Origin of the sequence: Streptomyces sp. NBC_01171, from assembly GCF_045039805.1 — a bacterium.
Lineage (GTDB): Bacteria > Actinomycetota > Actinomycetes > Streptomycetales > Streptomycetaceae > Streptomyces.
The window spans coordinates 4,757,435-4,771,518 of the sequence record NZ_CP108609.1; the positions used below are offsets into that span (position 1 = coordinate 4,757,435).

Sequence of the window (14,084 nt, forward strand, 5' to 3'; positions counted from 1 at the left end):
CACCGGCCTTCTGTCGTGATCCCCTGAGGAGGGGGGTCTTCAGAGGATCACGAGCATGTGATCACGAGCAGTTCTGGCCGCGGTTCACACAGTTGGCGATCTTGTTGGCGAGACCGTTCTTCGTGATGCTGATGAAGTCGTCGTGGTCGGTGGAGGGCTTGTGGAGCTGCTCCGGGAAACCGTCCACGGCGTAGGCGTTCTTCACCTGGCCGTTCTCGATGGTCGGCGGCGCGATGTCGTACACCAGGCGCATGGTGAGCTGCGGAATGGCCTTGAAGCCGTTCTGGCAGTTCCCGCTCGCGTCGGCGAAGGCGACGTGGGTGCGGTGGTTGGCGCTGTCGGCGTTCTGACCGTCCCAGCAGCTCTGGAAGGCGAAGGAGCGCACGACCTTGCTGCCCTGCGGGCAGATCGGGTACTGCTCGGTGAGCTGGACCTTGTTCTCGAACCCGGTGCAGCTCCAGTGCGCGTTGGCGTTGGCCAGACCGTTGGTGGTGGTCTTCGCGTCACCGGTGATGATCCGCAGGAACTGCGGCATCGCCACGACCTTGCCGGTGGGGCTGCCGACGTACTTGATCTGCGCCTGGACGGGCGTCAGGATCTTGCCGACGTTGCCCTCCTTGCCGCCGCCGTCGTTGTTCTGGTCGAAGTCCTGCGAACCGTCCTGGACGCGGACGACCGGCCAGTAGTACGACGACAGGTCGCTCTTGTTCTGGCAGCTCGAACCGCCCTGGAGGAACGTGTCGTTGCTGGCGAAGGCATCGATCTTCTGGTTGCCGACGTAGTCGTGCAGGTGGTGCGCGCCGTTCTTCACGCCGGGCGCCACGATGACGTTGTCGGTGTTGTGGTTCTTGTTGGTGTTCACACCGCAGCGGGTGGTGAAGGTGCCCCGCGAGGCGTTGCGGGCGTTGCGCGGCTTGGCCTTCACGTTGGCCTGGGCCTTGGTGATGTCGACGAAGTCGGCCGCGACGGGGCCGTTGCCGGCCTGACCGCCGATGTTGCCGCCCGCTTGGCCGCCACCCTGCTGCTGACCGCCGTTGTTCTGGCCGCCCTGCTGGCCGCCACCCTGCTGCTGGCCACCGTTGTCCTGGCCACCACCCTGCTGGCCGCCCTGCTGCTGGCCCCCGCCCTGCTGCTGACCGCCGTTCTGGCCGCCCTGCTGGCCGCCGGCGTTGGTCTGGTCGGCCGGGGTGCCGGTGCAGTTGGCCAGCGTGTCCAGATCGCCCGGGGCGGTGCCACCCACGCGGGTGATCTCCAGCTTGATCCGGTCCAGGATGTTCTGGCGGCGGTCCTTGAGCGGCTGGAGGATGCTGTTCTGGACGAAGCTCGCGTCCCGGGTCTGCGCGTCCCGCGTGGTCGCCAGGCGCTGGTACGCCTCGGTGATCTGCCGGTCCAGGTTGGACAGTTCACCGGCGACGTCGGTACGGGCCTTGTCCGGCACGTTGGTCAGCTTCTGGCCGACGTCCGGGCACGAGATCGTGGCGACCTGCGCGGCCGCGGCCTTGGTGTGGTTGCCTCCCCACGCCCCGTTGTCCGACTCGTGAGCCGAGGCGTAGAAGTTCGCCCAGATCAGCCCGCCCCCGCCGAGCGCTAGGGCCGCCGATGCGGCGGTGACCTTCACGGCCAGCGGCGAGCGGCGTTTACGTATGTTGCGTCCCATGGAACTCCTCTGACTTCCTTGCGGGGCAGCTTCGAGGCGCCCGACAGGAGTGAAGCGGCGCCCTTCCATACGCACGCCGCCCCAGAGGTGTTCACCGGTCTCACAAATATTTCCCAGGTCTACCCGCGATCGACGGGTGAAATGCCTTCTGAACTGCGGGAGTTGGGAATCGCTGCGAGTACGGCCGCCTCCTTCTCCGGATCGACGCCCGGCGCCTTGCGGCCCGGCCGCTCGGGCACCTGCCCGCCGATCGAGGTCAGCCAGCGCCAGGTGTCGGCGACCGTCTCGTCCACCGGCCGGCAGTGCAGCCCGGTGGCCAGCGCCCGCGACACGTCCCCGCGGTGCACACAGGACAGCTCGCCCTCCGGCGGCGCCCAGACGGGCAGCTCGGTCCACGGCTCGATCCCGGCCGCGAGGATCGCCTCCGGCTCGGTCCAGCGCAGTTCGGCGGCCGAGCCGGTGGCTTCCCGGCACCGCTCAAGCAGCTCACCCATGGTGGTGTGACCCGGCGCGCTCGCCAGGTCGTACGGCCCGCTCAGCCCCTTGTCCAGCGCGCTCAGCAGCCACTCGGCCAGGTCGCGGGCGTCGATGTACTGGATCGGCATCTCGCGCGGGCCCGGTGCCAGCACCTCGCCGCCGCGCGCGATCCGGTTCAGCCAGTAGGGGAGGCGGCCGACGTTCTCGTACGGGCCGAGGATCAGGCCGGCCCGGACCAGCAGGGCGCGGTCGGCGCCGAAGGTCTCCAGGACGGCCAGCTCGCCGCCCCGCTTGTCGGCCGCGTAGTCGGTGGCGTCCGCGTCGGCGGCGCCCTCCACCAGGGGACCCTCCTCGGCGAGACCGCCCAGGGTGGGCCAGGGCCAGGTGTAGACGGAGCGGGTGGATATGTAGGCGTACCGCTCGACGCGGTCCTTCAGGAGGCGGGCCGTGTCCAGCGCGGTGCTCGGCGCGCCCGACCAGGTGTCCACGACGGCGTCCCAGCGGGTGTCGTCGGCGGCGAGCGCGGCCAGACCCTCGGGGGAGGTGCGGTCACCGTGCAACGACCGTACGTCCGGTGGGGGTTGGCGGTTGCCGCGGTTGAACGCGGTCACCTCCCAGCCCCGCTCCAGCGCGGCCTCCACCACGGCCCGGCCCACGAACTCGGTTCCGCCCAGCACGAGTAGCTTCATGCCGGGGATCATGCCCCGAGCGGACGCGGGCGGCACGCGCGTCCGCTCAGAGCGGACCGGCTCAACCGGCCGTCGGAGGCGTGTACTTGTAGCCGACCCGGCGCACGGTCTGGATGGCGTGCCGGTACCGGGCGCCCAGCTTCCGGCGCAGCCGGGCGACGTGCACGTCGACGGTACGGCCGTCGCCGACATGGCCGTATCCCCAGACCGTGGTGACCAGTTGGTCGCGGGTGTGCACCCGGTGCGGGTGCGCCACCAGATGGGCGAGCAGCTCGAACTCCAGGTAGGTCAGGTCGAGTTCCCGGCCGTCCACATGCGCGATCCGGCGTACGGCGTCGATCCGCACCACCGGGTCGGGGGCGGGCTCGGCAGGGGTGGGGACGGCCACCGGGGCGAAGGGCGGCCGCTGGTCGGCGGGGACCAGGACCAGATAGCCGACCATCGGCGGCCGGCCGGGGAGGTCGGGCAGGGTGTGCGGCGGGGCGGGCAGCCAGGTGGCGCCGGGCGGCAGCAGGTCCGCCACGGTCTCCGCGACGGCGGGGGAGGGCAGATGCCACTCCTCGTCCCGGTCGACGGCACGCAGTCGGTGCCGGGGGCCCGCGGCGGGGACGGCGGGGCGGTCGCTGAGGGTGGTGGCGGTGGACTGAGGACGGTGGGTCGCCATGAGAGGTCAGCTCTTTCGCGCGAGAAGTGTCGTCGGGCGAGGCGGCGGCCGTGACTCGTGGTCGGGCGCGCGCCTGGGGGGACGTTCGTCGTGACGCGCTGGCCGGAGGCCGGTGGGTCCGTGGGGCCGGTGGTGTCCGGCGCTCAGGGATCTACGGTGCTCAGAGGGCTCGCGCGTAAGCCGCGCGGCAACACACTCGGTCGAAGTCGTCGTGCTGACGGGAAGGCCAGAACGGCTCCAGGTCCTCACGACCCGTAGCTACGAAGTTCTGGATGCCGACCATGGGCCCATTGAAGCAGACGCGGGCGCCGCGCAGGAGCCTTCTCTCACTCCTCGGACGCCTCCTTGACGCCTTCTTGGCCGAAACCCGCTGCTGGCCGGGGGTACGCCGAAGGGCGCCCACCGGCTCGGCGGGCGCCCCTTCCCGGCATGTGGGATCAGACCTGGCCGGCCTTCTCCAGGGCGGCGCAGCAGGTGTCCACCAGCAGGCGGGTCACCACGTACGGGTCGACGTTGGCGTTGGGACGGCGGTCCTCGATGTAGCCCTTGCCGTCCTTCTCGACCTGCCACGGGATGCGGACCGAGGCACCGCGGTCGGAGACGCCGTAGCTGTACTCGTTCCACGGGGCGGTCTCGTGCAGGCCGGTGAGGCGGTCGTCGATGCCGGCGCCGTAGTTCTTGACGTGATCCAGCGGCTTGGAGCCCTCGCCGAGCGACTCGCACGCGGTGATGATCGCCTCGTAGCCCTCGCGCATGGCCTTGGTGGAGAAGTTGGTGTGCGCGCCCGCGCCGTTCCAGTCGCCCTTGACCGGCTTGGGGTCGAGGGTGGCGGAGACGCCGAAGTCCTCGGCGGTGCGGTACAGCAGCCAGCGGGCCACCCAGAGTTGGTCGGAGACCTCCAGCGGGGCGAGCGGGCCGACCTGGAACTCCCACTGGCCGGGCATGACCTCGGCGTTGATGCCGGAGATGCCGAGGCCGGCCTTCAGGCAGTTGTCCAGGTGGGCCTCGACGACGTCACGGCCGAAGATCTCGTCGGCGCCGACACCGCAGTAGTAGCCGCCCTGGGGGGCCGGGAAGCCGTTCTCCGGGAAGCCGAGCGGGCGGGTGCCGTCGAAGAAGGTGTACTCCTGCTCGATGCCGAAGATCGGCTCCTGGGCGCCGAAGCGCTCCTCCGCCTCGGCGAGTGCGGCGCGGGTGTTGGACACGTGCGGCGTCATGTCGATGTCGAGGACCTCGCACAGCACCAGGATGTCGTCGCCGCCGCGGATCGGGTCCGGGCAGGTGAAGACCGGCTTGAGCACGCGGTCGGAGGCGTGGCCCTCGGCCTGGTTGGTGGAGGAGCCGTCGAAGCCCCAGATCGGAAGCGCGTCGAGACCGGCCGGGGCACCCGTGATGATCTTCGTCTTGGAACGGAGCTTGGCCGTCGGCTGGGTGCCGTCGATCCAGATGTACTCGGCCTTGAAGGTCACGGGGACACATCCTTCGGGGTGGTTCGGGCGCACACGAGGTGCCGCGACGCCGCGGCACGGACACCGCGTCGTTATGTCCGGCAGCGTGCCAACAGCCGATTTCCCGATCATTGCCCGTGTGTGAACCCCGTGTTACCTGGGGGTTCTGTGTCGCGGCTCACGACGGCCGCACATGACGGAGGCGGGGTCCAGGGGCGCCGCCTGTTCCTCCTGCGCGGGTGGGTGCGCAAGGCGGCGAGTCCTGGACCCCGCCCGTCGGTGCGGGGTGGGGGAGACCGGGGAGCGGCCCGGAGCCGACGTCGCGTCGGTCCGGGCCGTCGTCTCACCGGTGTCCGTTCACCTCGTGGCGCCTCACCCCACCTTCTCGATCACGGCGCGGCGGATCAGGAACTTGCCCGGCTCCCGGACCTGCTCGAAGGCCGCGTTGTTGAGGAGGGCACAACTGCCGGACACCGACGCGACCTTGACGGTCGTGGACTTGTTGTTGTCCAGGTTGGTGACCTTCAGCGTGGTCCCGATCGGGAACTGGTTGCTGGACGCGGCCGGGGCGCCGCCCTCGCCGGAGAGCGTGACGGTGGAGCCGTTGCAGACCTGCTGGCCGGAGGCGGCGGCGCCACCGCCGTTGCCCTGGGCGGGCGGGGCGCTCTGCGCGGGCGGGGCGCTCTGCTGGCCGCCGGCCTGCTGCCCGCCACCGGCCTGCTGGCCCGCGCCCTGCTGGTTGCCCGCCTGGGAGTCCTGAGCCGACTCCCCAACGGTGCAACCAGCGGCCTTCTGCTGGACCTTGATCTGCTCGATGACCGCCTCGCGGTTGGCGATCCGGGCCGACGACTGCGCGTCCGGGTTCGCCTTCTGGCCCTCGATGAACTTCTGGTTGTTGCCGAGGGCGGTGGCGAACCCCTGGCACACGGTCGAGTCCGCGGCGGACGACAGGGTCTTCGCCTCCTGCGGGCTCTGCGCCGCGTTCGAGGTGGTCGCCAGGGCGAAGGCCCCACCGCCCGCCACCGCGGCGGCGCTGACGAGCAGCGCGATCTTCTTCTTGGTGCCGAGACTTCTACTGCGCGACATCGGCGCCTCCAGGGGGGTAGGGGAGCGTACGCCGCTATGTACGGGAGGCCCCGCCGCCGTGTCTCAACGGTGACACGCGTCGAGTAAGTGACCTACGTCATACGGAAGTTGACCCGCCCCGCCCCAGAGCGTCCCGTACCGCCTCCTCCGACCGCGCCACCAGCGCCGTTCCGTCCTCGGCGGTGATGATCGGCCGCTGGATCAGCACCGGATGCTCGACGAGCGCCGAGATCCACCGCTCCCGCGCCTCCGCGTCCCGCCCCCACTCCGCCATCCCCAGCTCCCCGGCGACACCCTCCCCGGTCCGGGTGATGTCCCACGGCTCCAGCCCGAGCCGCCCGAGCAACTCCCGGATCTCCTCGGCGCTCGGCACGTCCTCGAGGTATCGCCGCACGGTGTACCCGGCTTTCTCGGCATCCAGCAGGTCGAGCGCACTACGGCACTTGGAACAGGCGGGGTTGATCCAGATCTCCATGGGAGTACGGTACGCGCCGCTGGGGCTGTTCGAATTTCCGGCACCCCTCGCGTCACTCGTGTGACAGTACGCCAATTCCCGGTTCCACCAGGGGTTTTCGTGCTCCTTCACGCCCTCCCCGTTGTCAGTGGCCGCCGGTAGACTGGGGGCAGTGTTCGAGAGGATTCGCCGGGGGGTTCCGGTGGGTGCTCCGCTCGCCACAGGAGGGTGTCCGTGTCCGTTGCCGCTCTGAGGAACAAGCCGTCGCCGACCCAGTCCACCGCCAGGCGGCCCGTGCCGCTCGACTCGCCGTACACGCCCGCCGCGAAGCGTCCACTGCCCGCCGGGCGGCCGCGTGAGTGGTACGTGTCGCACAACCGGCGCCTGAAGGCCATGCGCCTCGCCATAGCCCTGCTCGACTCGGGCGTCTACCTCCCGGCCCAGGCCCGCGACGAGGCGATACGCGACACGGCGGACAGGCTCGGCGTCCACCCGCCGTCCGCCACGACCTGCCGCATGGTCCGGGCACTCCTGCACTGAGCCCACCGGCCGGGCGTCCCCGTGGGGCGCCCGGCACTCATCCTGCGAGCAGGGTCACCAACCTGCGCCCGTCCTCCGGATGATCCCGGAACCACAGCCCCAACTTGTGCTCCGCGTCCGGTAGCTCGAGGCGTGAGTACCGCGCCCGCGCGCACAGCGCCTCCTCGACCGCCTTCGTCACCTCCGGCGGGATGACCGTGTCCGTGCCCGGTGTCACCAGGACCGCCCTGCCCCCGAAGCCGCGGAGGGCCGGCAGGGCGGCGGAGTCCCGCCAACTCCCCGGCGTGCGCAGGATTTCGGTGAAGGTGCCCGTGCCGTCGCCGAACGGCTCGTTCCACGCCGCCGCCGCGAAGATCCCCGGCGCGCCCAGGCCCACCGAGACCACCCGGCGCCCGTAATGCCGTACCAGGTCCGCCACCGTCTGGCCGCTCATGCTGAAGCCGACCAGGACGAGGGGGCCGTCTCCCGCCTGGGCGTCGATCACCGCGACCGCCTGCTCGAAGCGGCGTCGCAGGCTCAGTTCGGACAGGTGGCCCGTGCTGCGGCCGTGGCCGGAGAAGTCGAAGGCCACGGCGTGGCAGTCCTGTTCGGCGAAGGCCGACAGCAGGGGCAGCAGGCGTTCCTTGCTGCCGGTACCCGCGCCGTGGAGCAGCACGGCCGTGATCCCCGCACCCGGCCCTCCCACGCGTATCGCGCTCAGCCGTTCGCCGTCGCAGTCCACGGTGAACTCATCCATGGGGCAAGGGACTTGAGCCGTGCCCTGGTGTTCACCCACAGTCACCGAATCCCGAAAAAGAGATGCACGCACAGTAGCCGCGCCGGTACGTTGAATCGCCAGGAGGTTCCGTCATGAGCATTCTCGTCGTCGCCGCCACCCTCACTCTTGCCGTCCTCGGCATCGGTAACCACCTCTACTGGCTCGCCGCCGTCGCCCTGCTCTGTCTGTACCTCAGGGGCGGCCGGGGCTCGCCACCACCCCCGCCGCCGCCCGGAGGCGCCCCGCCCCCGGACACGTACCGCGCCTACCGCGACCGCCGCGACCGGCAGGCCAAGTGGGAGCGCCGCTACCGCCGTGAGCGCCCCTACGAGACCCGCCGACAGCAGCGGGAGAAGAGCCGCTGAGCTCAGCCCGTCATCCCCGGCGCGTCCCACAGCGGGAACCACCGGGAGGTGTCCTTCTCGATCCGCAGGTCCCCCTCCAGCGCCGACGTCACCTGAAGCTCCAGGGCGTTGTCACGGCGCTGGTGGCCGGGGCGGGTGCACAGGGGGTAGAAGGTGCCGCGCTTGTAGAGGTAGACGAGGGCCAGCCGGCGGTCGTCGTCCTGGTCCGCCCGCTCGAAGGCGGCGAGGGAGCACAGCAGTTGGGGGCCGAAACCGTTGGCCTCCAGCGAGCTGTTCACCGCGTGGAGGTCGTTCACCAGCTCGGGGAGCTGCTCGGGGGAGCGGTGGGAGCTGAGCCAGGAGTACCCGTAGTCGTCCTGGGTCAGCGCCACCGGAGGCCCGTCGCGCTCGGCGTCGGCGTCCAGCAGGGCCCGTACCTCCCGGTGCGTCTGCTCGAACGCCGCGCCCTCCACCGTGGCGAAGCACACCGCGCCCGCCCCGGTCGGGGTGAACCCGGCCGCCGCCTGGAGGGTGATCGCCGCCGAGGGCAACGCGAAGAGCTGATCGAGATCGGGCGCCACCGGCTTCGTACGCCCCAGCAGGATGTCCAGCAGACCCAATGATCAGCCCGTCTTCTCGGGGGCGGCGGCCTCGCCCAGCTCCGCGGAGATCCGGCCCAACTGGGCGAGCCGCTGCTCCAGGGACGGGTGGGTGGAGAAGATCCGCTCGATGCCCGGCTCCCTGCCGGTCGCGGGGGTGAAGTAGAACGCGTTGAACGCCTGCGCGGTGCGCAGGTCCTTGGTCGGGATACGGGCGATCTCGCCGGACACCTTCGTCAGCGCCGACGCCAGCGCCGAGGGGCGGCCGGTCAGATGCGCGGCCGCACGGTCGGCGGCCAGCTCGCGGTAGCGGGACAGCGCCCGGATCAGCAGGAAGCTGATCGCGTACACGGCCGCCGAGACGCCGATCACCGCGGCGAAGATCGCGGCGGTGTTCTGGTCGCGCCGGCCACCGCCGAACAACTGCGAATAGAACATGAACCGGACGATCAGCCCGGCGATCACACCCAGGAACGACGCGATGGTGATCACGGCGACGTCCTTGTGCGCCACGTGCGACAGCTCGTGCGCCAGCACACCCTCCAGCTCGGCCGGCTCCAGCCGCCGCAGCAGGCCGGTGGTCACACAGACCACCGCGTGATCGGGGTTGCGGCCGGTGGCGAACGCGTTCGGCATGTCCAGCTCGGACACGGCGATCACCGGCTTCGGCATGTCCGCGATCGCGCACAGCCGGTCCACCACCGCGTGCAGCTCGGGATACTGCTCCCGCTCCACCACATGCCCGCGCATCGCGAACATCGCGATCTTGTCGGAGAACCAGAACTGCGCCACGAACATCACGGCCACGAGCACGGCGACCAGCACCCACGACTTCAGCAGCACGATCAGCGCGGCGACGAACGCCACGTACAGGAGCCCGAGCAGAAACATCGTGACCGTCATCCGCACGGTCAGCCGACGGTCACTGCGAAAACGGCTCTGCATCACGCATCACCCCACACTCGGCCTCTCCCCCTGCGTCCAGTGTGCACCCGGCGCGGCCCATGTCTGTGGCCGCGAGCGGCAAAGGCTTCCCCCGCTTCACCGGCGGACCGCCTCGGCCCGGTCGAGCAGCGCCGCGATCTCCGGTCCCTGCGACCCGCGTGGGCCCCGGCGCGCGACCCGCAGGACGGCGTGCTCCGCCCACGTCCGCAGCCGTACGTCCACGTCGTCGAGCAGCGGCACGGCCGCCCGGAGCCGTACGACATCACCGTGCGCGTCCAGCAGCCGCCACGCCGACACCCGCTCCCAGCGGGGCCGCCCGGCGTCCAGCCGGCACAGCAGCCACTCCTCCGGCAGGTCGCGGGCCGACGGCAGCAGGGCGAGCGTGGCCTCACCGACCACACCGGGCGCCGGATCGTCCAGCAGCGGCCGCAGCCGTCGTACGTCCGTCACGCCGAGCGTCCGCAGCCCGGCCACCGCCCGCGCCCGTACGCCTGGCGCCGGGTGCTTCAGCAGCGCCCACAGCAGGGGCGCGTCCGCCCGCTCACCGCACTCCGCGAGCCCGATCGCGGCACCGGGCTCCACGGCCTCGTCACCGAGGGGCTCGCCGGTCGCGAAGGCGGCGAGCAGCGTACTGCTGTCGCCCGGCGGGTCCTGCGTCCACCAGGCGCGTGCACGCCGGTCCAGCTCCAGCCACTCCGCCGGGTCCCCGCCGTCAATAGGACGACCTCATCTGCGCCCACCCCAGCAGCACGATCACCGCCGCCACGCATCCCAGCACCACGATCGTCGACACCCACGAGCTTCTGCGGGAGCCGCCGGGGGAGGTCGGGTCGGCGCGGAACGGGATCGGGTCCGGGGGGTTCTCCTTCCAGCGGGCCGCGAGCATACGGGCCCGGGCGGACGGTTCCTTGTGTTCGGCGGAGTCGGCCCATCTGAGGTCGAACTCCCGCTGCCAGTCGTCCTGTTCGGCCATGTCGCGCAACCCTTTCCAGTCCGGGGACCATGATCCCCCGAGAGTAGGAAGCGCGAGCGGCGGAAAAGGTTGCACGGGGCCCCGGTCCGGCTCCGGATGCCGAGCGGGAGGTGCTCACCTAGCATCGAGTGAGTGCCGCAGGGTGGGACGCGCTCCAGCGTCGTCCCGGCGACCGAAGGCGGCCAGCCCACCGACCGCGCCATCCGAACCGTGCAGTCGCGGACTGCACGCGGGGTGGAAGGAAGGTACGTCCATGAATGCACAGCGCGCCAAGCGTCTCGTGGCGGCATCCGCCGCCGGTCTCCTCCTGGCAGGCGGAGCCATCGCCACCGCCGGAACAGCATCGGCGGCCACTGCCACCCACGTGCCCACCAACCGCGGCTGCGGCTGGTGGGGGAACTGCGGCTACGGTTATGGCCCCGGCTACGGCTTCAACAACGGCTTCGGCCCTGGCTACGGCTACAACAACGGCGGCGTCGTGGTGATCGTGGTCCCGTGATGAGCGCCTGATGAAGAGGGCCGCCACCCGGGCCGGGGTGGCGGCCCTCTTCCGTCGCACGGCGTCCGCGATGGTCAGCGCACCGGCAGCTCCACCGTGATGCGGAGCCCGCCGGACGGGCGCGGGCTGAGGGTCAGAGTGCCGTCGTGGGCGTGGGTGACGGTCTGGACGATCGCCAGCCCGAGCCCGGCCCCCGCGTGGTCGGTGTGGACACGCTCGGTACCACGCCGGAACGGCTCGGTGAGAGTCGCGGCCAGCTCGGGGCAGAGCTGCTCGCCGGTGTTCTCGACGGTGAGCGTCACGGTCTCGGGGAGGACGGCCGTACTGACCCACACGCGGCCCTCAGACAGATTGTGCACGATCGCGTTGTGTACGAGGTTCATCGTGAGCTGCAGCAACAGCGCCTCCGAGCCCATGGTGGGCGTGAACTCGCCCGATGTCTCGATGGAGATGCCGTGCTTCTCCGCGAGCGGGAGCAGCGTCTCGGTGGCCTCCTCCGCCAGCAGGGACAGGTCGACGTCCTCCCGCTCGAAGGACCGCTGCTCGGCCCGGCTGACCAGGAGCAGCGCCTCGGTGAGGTCGATCGCGCGGGCGTTGACGGCGTGCAGGCGGTCGAGGAGCTCGGCGGTGTCGCGCTCCGGGTCGGTGCGGGCCACGTCCAGCAGGGCCTTGGAGATCGCCAGCGGGGTGCGCAGCTCGTGCGAGGCGTTGGCCGCGAAGCGCCGCTGCTCGGCCACGTGCGCGTCGAGCCTGGCCAGCATCGTGTCGAAGGCGTCGGCCAGCTCGCGGAACTCGTCCCTCCGTCCCGGCAGCCGGATGCGGTGCGTCAGGGAGCCGTTCGCCGCCTCACGGGTCGCCTCCGTGACGCGGGTCAGCGGCGCGAGCATGCGGCCCGCGAGGAACCACCCGCCGACCAGGCCGAAGACCAGCAGGAACGCCAGTACCCCGGCCGCGCGGGGCGCGAAGACCCGCAGCAGGTTGGACCGGACCGGGAAGACGTCGTACCTGATCGGCGTCCCCGAGGGGACGATGAGCGCCCGCTCGGGCACGTACCGCAGCAGGAACAGCCACACCGCGGCGAGCAGGAGGGCGCCCGCGACCATGAGGAACCCGGCATAACTGAGGGTGAGCCGGAGGCGAACGCTCGGTCCCGGAGCCCTATCCACGCTCGCCCCCGGCGTCGATGCGGTACCCGACCCCCGGCACGGTGGCGATGAGCCATGGCTCGCCGAGCCGCTTGCGCAGGGCGGAGACGGTGATGCGTACGGCGTTGGTGAACGGGTCGGCGTTCGCGTCCCACGCCCGCTCCAGGAGTTCCTCGGCGCCGACCACCCCGCCCTCGGCGGCGACGAGCACCTCCAGCACCGCGAACTGCTTCCTGGTCAGCGCGACATGGCGCCCGTCCCGCTGGACCTCCCTGCGGAACGGGTCGAGCCGCAGCCCCGCGATCTCCCGTACGGGCGGCCGGTGATGGGCCCGCCTGCGGTCCAGCGCCCGGAGCCTGAGCACGAGTTCCCGCAGGTCGAAGGGTTTGGTGAGGTAGTCGTCGGCACCGAGCCCGAACCCGGACGCCTTGTCGTCCAGCCGGTCGGCCGCGGTGAGCATGAGGATCGGCATCCCGCTCCCGGAGGCGACGATCCGCCGCGCGACCTCGTCGCCGGACGGGCCGGGGATGTCCCGGTCGAGCACGGCGATGTCGTACGCGTTGATTCCCAGCAGCTCCAGCGCGGTGTCCCCGTCGCCCGCGATGTCCGCCGCGATCGCTTCCAGGCGCAGTCCGTCCCGGACGGCCTCCGCCAGATAGGGCTCGTCCTCGACGATCAGCACACGCATGCCATCGAGGCTACGAGGCCGTACGTATCGTCCGCGTATCGGAAAGCGCATACGCCGCCGCAACACCGCGTCGCCTTGGCTGGGGCGCATGACGCGAAACCTCCACCGGGCGCTCCTCGCCTGTTCCCGCCCGGAGCCCTGGAAGCGCGGCCCGGTGCTCACGGCGCTGGCGCTGCTCCTCGGCCTGCTCCTGCTGCTGCACGCGACGATCACGGACTTCGCGGGACTCGGGAGCCTGGTGGAGAGCGTCCTGCCGTGGCTCGGTCTGTTCATCCCGGTGCTGCTGGCCACGGCTCTCCGGCGCCGCTCCCTCTCCGCGGTGACCGCGCTGCTGCTGCCGGCCGTGGTGTGGGCGAGCCTCTTCGGCGGCCTCCTCCACGACAAGTCCCACCCGGGTGGCGACCTCACCGTGGCCGCCCACAACGTCGGCGCCGCCAACCCCGACCCGACCGGCACCGCCCGCACCCTGGCCGCCTCCGACGCCGACCTCCTGGCCCTGGAGGAACTGACTCCGCAGGCCGCCCCGCTGTACGAGAAGACGCTGGCCAAGACCTACCCGTACCACGCGATACGCGGCACCGTCGGCCTCTGGAGCAAGCTCCCCCTCTCGGGGACCCGCACGATCGACATCATGAACTACGGCCCCCTGGCCGCCACCAAGTCGGCCGCCGCCAAGCTCCCCGAAAACCGAGCCCTCCACACCACGGTCGCCACCCCCCGCGGCCCCCTCGCGGTCTACGTGGCCCACCTGGGCTCCGTCCGCCTCCTCCCCCGCACCGGCTTCTGGACCACCAGCCGCAACATAGGCGCCGCAGCCCTGAGCCGCGCCATCACCACCGAGCGAAACCCCCGGGTGATCCTCCTGGCCGACCTGAACGGCACCCTGGACGACCGAGCCTTCACGGACCTCCGCACCCACCTCCACTCGACCCAGACCGCCTCCGGCACCGGCTTCGGCTTCACCTGGCCGACAGCCTTCCCGGTGGCCCGCATCGACCAGATCCTCTACCGGGGCCTGACCGCCGACCACTCCTGGACCCTCCCCGAAACGGGCAGCGACCACCTGCCGGTGGCGGCGAGGCTGAGCTGGTGAAACAGAACCGCCCCCGCCTCCGGAAA

17 protein-coding genes are annotated in these 14,084 nt (G+C 71.2%); 4 read left to right on the forward strand and 13 right to left on the reverse strand.

Going from position 1 to position 14,084, the window contains the following annotated elements; all coding sequences use genetic code 11:
• Window positions 1–61: 61 nt before the first annotated feature.
• From OG448_RS21905 to OG448_RS21930, 6 genes are all read right to left on the reverse strand, one after another.
• Complete coding sequence (locus tag OG448_RS21905) at window positions 62–1,657, reverse strand: DUF1996 domain-containing protein (protein ID WP_405556196.1); 1,596 nt, start codon at window positions 1,655–1,657, stop codon at window positions 62–64.
• Between the two features lie 119 nt (window positions 1,658–1,776).
• Window positions 1,777–2,823 carry an NAD-dependent epimerase/dehydratase family protein gene (locus OG448_RS21910; protein WP_405556198.1) on the reverse strand — a complete coding sequence of 349 codons (1,047 nt, stop codon included), beginning with the start codon at window positions 2,821–2,823 and terminating at the stop codon, window positions 1,777–1,779.
• A gap of 61 nt (window positions 2,824–2,884) precedes the next feature.
• Entirely contained in the window at window positions 2,885–3,487 is a 603-nt protein-coding gene (locus tag OG448_RS21915; protein WP_405556200.1) for a winged helix-turn-helix domain-containing protein, read from the reverse strand.
• Window positions 3,488–3,924: 437 nt separating this feature from the next.
• Window positions 3,925–4,956 (reverse strand): glutamine synthetase, encoded by a 1,032-nt coding sequence (glnII, locus tag OG448_RS21920; RefSeq protein ID WP_405556202.1) that lies wholly within the window; start codon window positions 4,954–4,956, stop codon window positions 3,925–3,927.
• Window positions 4,957–5,307: 351 nt separating this feature from the next.
• A complete protein-coding gene (locus OG448_RS21925; RefSeq protein ID WP_405556204.1) occupies window positions 5,308–6,021 on the reverse strand; it encodes a hypothetical protein in 714 nt (237 codons plus the stop codon).
• Between the two features lie 97 nt (window positions 6,022–6,118).
• The gene (locus tag OG448_RS21930) at window positions 6,119–6,496 is read right to left on the reverse strand and encodes an ArsC/Spx/MgsR family protein (RefSeq protein WP_405556206.1); all 378 of its coding nucleotides are present in this window, start codon (window positions 6,494–6,496) and stop codon (window positions 6,119–6,121) included.
• Between the two features lie 213 nt (window positions 6,497–6,709).
• On the opposite strand from OG448_RS21930, the gene OG448_RS21935 reads away from it, so the two are divergent.
• Window positions 6,710–7,015 carry a hypothetical protein gene (locus tag OG448_RS21935; RefSeq protein ID WP_405556207.1) on the forward strand — a complete coding sequence of 102 codons (306 nt, stop codon included), beginning with the start codon at window positions 6,710–6,712 and terminating at the stop codon, window positions 7,013–7,015.
• A gap of 37 nt (window positions 7,016–7,052) precedes the next feature.
• On the opposite strand, the gene OG448_RS21940 is transcribed toward OG448_RS21935, so the two are convergent.
• Window positions 7,053–7,751 (reverse strand): alpha/beta fold hydrolase, encoded by a 699-nt coding sequence (locus OG448_RS21940; protein WP_405556209.1) that lies wholly within the window; start codon window positions 7,749–7,751, stop codon window positions 7,053–7,055.
• 113 nt (window positions 7,752–7,864) lie between these two features.
• On the opposite strand from OG448_RS21940, the gene OG448_RS21945 reads away from it, so the two are divergent.
• The gene (locus OG448_RS21945) at window positions 7,865–8,137 is read left to right on the forward strand and encodes a hypothetical protein (RefSeq protein WP_405556211.1); all 273 of its coding nucleotides are present in this window, start codon (window positions 7,865–7,867) and stop codon (window positions 8,135–8,137) included.
• 2 nt (window positions 8,138–8,139) lie between these two features.
• Here the strand turns inward: OG448_RS21945 and OG448_RS21950 are convergent, their stop codons facing one another.
• From OG448_RS21950 to OG448_RS21965, 4 genes are all read right to left on the reverse strand, one after another.
• Complete coding sequence (locus OG448_RS21950) at window positions 8,140–8,736, reverse strand: hypothetical protein (protein WP_405556213.1); 597 nt, start codon at window positions 8,734–8,736, stop codon at window positions 8,140–8,142.
• A gap of 3 nt (window positions 8,737–8,739) precedes the next feature.
• Window positions 8,740–9,660: a zinc metalloprotease HtpX gene (gene htpX, locus OG448_RS21955; protein WP_405556214.1), complete on the reverse strand. Its 921-nt coding sequence runs from the start codon at window positions 9,658–9,660 to the stop codon at window positions 8,740–8,742.
• A 96-nt stretch (window positions 9,661–9,756) separates the two neighbouring features.
• Entirely contained in the window at window positions 9,757–10,242 is a 486-nt protein-coding gene (locus tag OG448_RS21960; RefSeq protein ID WP_405556216.1) for a hypothetical protein, read from the reverse strand.
• Window positions 10,243–10,372: 130 nt separating this feature from the next.
• Complete coding sequence (locus OG448_RS21965; protein WP_405556217.1) at window positions 10,373–10,633, reverse strand: hypothetical protein; 261 nt, start codon at window positions 10,631–10,633, stop codon at window positions 10,373–10,375.
• Window positions 10,634–10,886: 253 nt separating this feature from the next.
• Between OG448_RS21965 and OG448_RS21970 the strand changes: the two genes are divergently transcribed.
• Window positions 10,887–11,132, forward strand: coding sequence for a hypothetical protein (locus OG448_RS21970; RefSeq protein ID WP_391291508.1), 246 nt, complete (start codon window positions 10,887–10,889; stop codon window positions 11,130–11,132).
• 74 nt (window positions 11,133–11,206) lie between these two features.
• On the opposite strand, the gene OG448_RS21975 is transcribed toward OG448_RS21970, so the two are convergent.
• Window positions 11,207–12,298, reverse strand: coding sequence for a sensor histidine kinase (locus tag OG448_RS21975; RefSeq protein ID WP_405556218.1), 1,092 nt, complete (start codon window positions 12,296–12,298; stop codon window positions 11,207–11,209).
• Window positions 12,291–12,965 (reverse strand): response regulator, encoded by a 675-nt coding sequence (locus OG448_RS21980; protein ID WP_391291506.1) that lies wholly within the window; start codon window positions 12,963–12,965, stop codon window positions 12,291–12,293. Before OG448_RS21980 ends, OG448_RS21975 begins: the two co-directional genes overlap by 8 nt.
• Window positions 12,966–13,053: 88 nt before the next feature.
• Between OG448_RS21980 and OG448_RS21985 the strand changes: the two genes are divergently transcribed.
• Window positions 13,054–14,058 (forward strand): endonuclease/exonuclease/phosphatase family protein, encoded by a 1,005-nt coding sequence (locus tag OG448_RS21985; RefSeq protein WP_405556220.1) that lies wholly within the window; start codon window positions 13,054–13,056, stop codon window positions 14,056–14,058.
• The last annotated feature ends 26 nt before the right edge of the window (window positions 14,059–14,084 follow it).